Raw genomic sequence first — 3,564 nt, forward strand, 5'->3', positions numbered from 1 at the left:
CTCATGATGAACCCTTTTTCATGGCTCCAGATGACAAACATGATCTCATATCAGGGACTTGTTCGCACCTTCCTTAGACCAGTGATACCGATACAAGCCAAAAGGAAGGGTGTCAACTTCATATCCATGTCTTCAGTTATCCCGATAGAAAATTGAATTTATGATGCAAAAACCGCATTAACTCATTGTTTATAAATGGAATAACACAATGAGGCTGTTTATTGTACTCATATGGGTGTTTTTTGATGTGTTCATATTCACAAATGCCTGGATTGTTTCCAGTGCGCTTGGCTGCATTCGGAATACAGTGCGGCCATGCCGCCAAAATTAGTGGACAACGAGGTGCTGATCTCAATCACCACAGTTTCCAACCGGATTCACACTGATCGCAATAGCCGTGCACTGGTCACATGCTCCGTTACTCCCTACAGAAGCGCACGTGCTTTCCGTTAGTCGAGGTACGTTCATCCCGCGACTGTTGTTGTTCGGGCGCAAAGTGAGATACCAAAAAACTCGTTTCTGATTACGTACATTCCAACCCGTTTGATTGTTATTGCCTATCATGCGCCCAGAGTAGGGAGTAACGGGGAATGGGCTATTTGTGACCAGAAAATTTGTCAATGCGATCAAATTAGTACGGCATCTACTGTGTGAACACTGTGGTACAACGGTGGTAACAGTGTGGCAGGTTTGTGGTCATAGAGTGTTGGGATTGTGGCAAGGATGGTGGTGATAATGTGGTTACAGGTTGGCTGCATTGTGGCAGCAGTGTGGCATTGTGCTCTCGTCAATTCCGAAAACAAGCTGCGGAATTAATCCCTTTCAGGTGCCATACCCTTAATGGCAGAGCGGCACGCGTCACTATCAGGGCGTTTGACATTGCATCCGGAACCTATTTTGCGCACAATGCGCATAAAATATGCTTCTTTGTTAATGTAACACGCTAATAGTGGCAAAGATGGCTATCTTCACCAATCATCTATAGCGAACCAATCTCATCGCTGCGCACGCAGCAGATATGGGTGCTGATGCATATCGCCCCTTGTCACCATGATGCAGTTGAGATTAATTCATGCTGATAACGCTGAAATATTTCCCGACAGGATAGAGAAAAAAATGACGCGATTGATAACGATGCTGGCGCTGGTGTTTGTCGCATCCGTTGCCTCGGCCACCCCCCTGAAACTGCCCTATTTGCCCAATCCGGAGGAAAATTACGAACTGGGCCTGCTCAAACTCGCACTCTCCTATAGCGAGGAGCCCTACCAGTTCAGCTTTGCCGCCGAGGAGCAGAACGACGAGAGCCGTATCGCCGAGATTGAGCGCGGCGGCCTGGATCTGTTCTGGGCGGCGACCAACCAGGATCTGGAGCGCCGTCTCTTGCCGGTGCGCATCCCCTTGTACAAGGGGCTGCTGGGCCACCGCCTGCTGGTGATCCGCCAGCAGGATGCGGCCCGCTTTGCCCCGATCCGCACCCTGGAGGAGCTGGCCAGACTCAAGGCCGGTCAAGGCCGCTTCTGGACCGACACCCGCATCCTCAGGGAGGCCGGGCTCAATGTGGTGACGGCGGTCAAGACCGCCAGCCTCTACCCCATGCTGGATGGCGGCCGCTTTGACTACTATCCGCGCGGCGCCGGCGAGGCATTGCGCGAGCTTGACGAGCAGCGAGGCTTCCCCCTGATGGTGGAACCTCACCTGCTGCTGATCTACAAGATGCCGCTCTACTTCTTTGTCAGCCAGCACAATGCTCAGCTGGCGCAGCGCATCGAGCAGGGGCTGGAGCAGGCCATCGCCGATGGCAGCTTCGATCGCTACTTTTATGCCCATCCTGCCATCAAGGCGGTGCTGCAAGGTTCCAACATGAAACAGCGCACCGCCATCTATCTGGATAACCCGGATCTGCCGGCAAGCACGCCGCTGCAGCGCGCCGAACTCTGGTTTGATTACACCCGTGAGGTAACTGAGTAATGCCAAAAACTCTTAATAGCAAGATCGTCTGCCTGCTGCTGGTGGCGGGCCTGCTGGGCACCCTGCTGGGCCTGACCGGTGGGCGTTGGGTGCTGGCGCGCCATCTACAGGCAGAATTTTCTGCCCAGACCGCCGCACTGGGCGAGTTGGCCCAGGTGGCACTGGATGAGCCTGTTTTTACCTATGACTATGAACAGGGCAAGAAGCTGGCCGAGGCACTGGTAAGCCAGCCGCAGATCGCCAGCATCCGCATCACAGACCACAGGGGCAAGTTGCTGGCCGAGGCGCAGCGCCCCGCCACCGGCGACTTGCTGGCGGCCCAGGCCGATATCCACCATGGCGAGGACGTCACGGGGCGGATGGAAATCCAGTACGACACAGGCCCGGTTGCCGCCAGCCTGGGGGCCCTGATGCAGGTGCTGATCGGCCTGATAGTGCTGCTGCTGGCCGGTATCTCGGCGCTGATTTTCATCGCCATGAAGCGCATCGTGGTCACACCGCTCAATGCCGTGACCCGCTTGCTGGAGCAGATGGCCAGTGGCCGTGGCGACCTGACCCAGCGTCTGCCCACCGGGCGTGACGACGAGCTGGGCCGTCTGGCCAAGGCATTCAATGCGGTGATGGTGACCCTGGCCGAGCTGGTTTCCGGGCTGACCCAGATCGGGCGCCAGGTCAACAGCTCCACCGACCGACTGGAGCAGGTGGCCGCCCAGACCCACGAGCATATCGAGCAGCAACAGCAGGAGATCGAACAGGTCGCCACGGCGCTGCACGAGATGTCGATGACCGCCAACGAGGTGGCCCAGCATGCCGAAACCACGGCCGAGGCCACCCACGAAGCGAATCGCTTTGCCAGCGAGGGCTATGCCCGAGTCCAGGAAAACTTCTCACTGATCGCCGCGCTGCGCACCGACATGGATGGTTCCGCCAGCCAGTTGCAGACGCTGCGCGAGACCTCCGCCGAAATCGGCAACATAGTGGTGGTGATCCAGAGCATCGCCGAGCAGACCAACCTGCTGGCACTCAATGCCGCCATCGAGGCGGCGCGGGCCGGTGAGCAGGGCCGCGGCTTTGCGGTGGTAGCAGACGAGGTGCGGGCGCTGGCCAGCAAGACCCAGCAGAGCACCAAGGAGATAGAGGTGATCATCCATCAGCTGCAACAGGCCTCCGATGTCGCCTACGACGGCATGCAGAAGAACCAGCAGGCGGTGCAGCACGCAAATGACATCGCCGCCTCGCTGCAGGAGGTGCTGCAGGGCATCGAATCACGCATCGGCAGTGTCAATGCCATGAATGCCCAGGTGGCGACCGCCGCCCATGAGCAGAGCTCGGTAGCTGAAGAGATCAGCCGCAACGTGGAGTCGGTCAAGGGGCTGTCGGTGCGCCTGGGCGAACTGGGGCAGGGCGTGACCGAACAGGCGCAGCAGGTTCGCCGTCAGAACCAGACCCTCAACGGTGAATTGGCCCAGTTCACACTGTAATTTGCCCCGCTAACGGCGCCCGGCCTGGGCGCCGTTTTTCTAGGGAAGGTGCGAATAAGCGGGGAAATTCTTCTCGGCTGACTCAGTCATTTCATTTCTTCATGTTTGAGCCGAT

At 57.3% G+C, this 3,564-nt stretch carries 2 protein-coding genes; both read left to right on the forward strand.

Going from position 1 to position 3,564, the window contains the following annotated elements:
- Nucleotides 1–1,116: 1,116 nt before the first annotated feature.
- Entirely contained in the window at nucleotides 1,117–1,968 is an 852-nt protein-coding gene (locus PG887_RS21940) for a diguanylate cyclase (protein WP_182975784.1), read from the forward strand.
- On the forward strand, nucleotides 1,968–3,449 hold the full coding sequence (locus PG887_RS21945) for a methyl-accepting chemotaxis protein (protein WP_185975442.1): 1,482 nt from the start codon (nucleotides 1,968–1,970) through the stop codon (nucleotides 3,447–3,449). Before PG887_RS21940 ends, PG887_RS21945 begins: the two co-directional genes overlap by 1 nt.
- The last annotated feature ends 115 nt before the right edge of the window (nucleotides 3,450–3,564 follow it).

The sequence above is a fragment of the Aeromonas sp. QDB14 genome, from assembly GCF_027707845.1.
In the GTDB taxonomy this organism is placed as follows: Bacteria; Pseudomonadota; Gammaproteobacteria; order Enterobacterales; family Aeromonadaceae; genus Aeromonas; species Aeromonas caviae.

Bases quoted from the DNA above. Each gene is read 5' to 3' on its own strand.
- PG887_RS21940 (WP_182975784.1), top strand. From the start codon at position 1,117: ATGACGCGATTGATAACGATGCTGGCGCTGGTGTTTGTCGCATCCGTT.
- PG887_RS21945 (WP_185975442.1), top strand. From the start codon at position 1,968: ATGCCAAAAACTCTTAATAGCAAGATCGTCTGCCTGCTGCTGGTGGCG.